The organism is Oleiphilus sp. HI0061, from assembly GCF_001635675.1.
This window is the reverse complement of record NZ_LWFE01000745.1, coordinates 1-405: the sequence shown is the minus strand read 5'-3', so window position 1 is coordinate 405 and position 405 is coordinate 1. Positions and strand designations below refer to the sequence as shown.

Genomic DNA, 405 nt, shown 5'->3' with positions numbered 1-405 from the left:
TTTGGGGGATTGCATATTTTCCTATAAGTTTGCTCTGTGTGATCGCGTTGATTTTTGTTAGCAGCTTAGTTCATTTTGAGGAACCGAAAAGAACGCAAAGCCATGATGAAGCTAGCCATGGCTTTATGGTGTATTTAAAGCGACGTGATATTCAGCAATTCTTTATCGTCTGCTTTTTATTGCAGGTTTCTCACGGCGCTTACTACACTTATTTTAGTATCTACATGGAATCTTTGGGTTATAGCACTGCGCAGGTTGGGGTGCTATGGAGCTTAGGTGTTATTGCTGAAGTGCTTCTCTTCATTTATATGCACCGTTGGTTTGGCTTACATTCGATACGTTTGATTATGGCTATTTCTTTATTGCTGACTGCTTTCAGGTGGGTCGTAACAGGGCTGCTTGCAG

The 405-nt window shown here is 41.5% G+C and carries 1 protein-coding gene; it reads left to right on the top strand.

Going from position 1 to position 405, the window contains the following annotated elements:
- Positions 1-38: 38 nt before the first annotated feature.
- On the top strand, positions 39-405 hold a 367-nt coding region (locus A3735_RS09205; protein ID WP_197485788.1), incomplete at its 3' end, for an MFS transporter.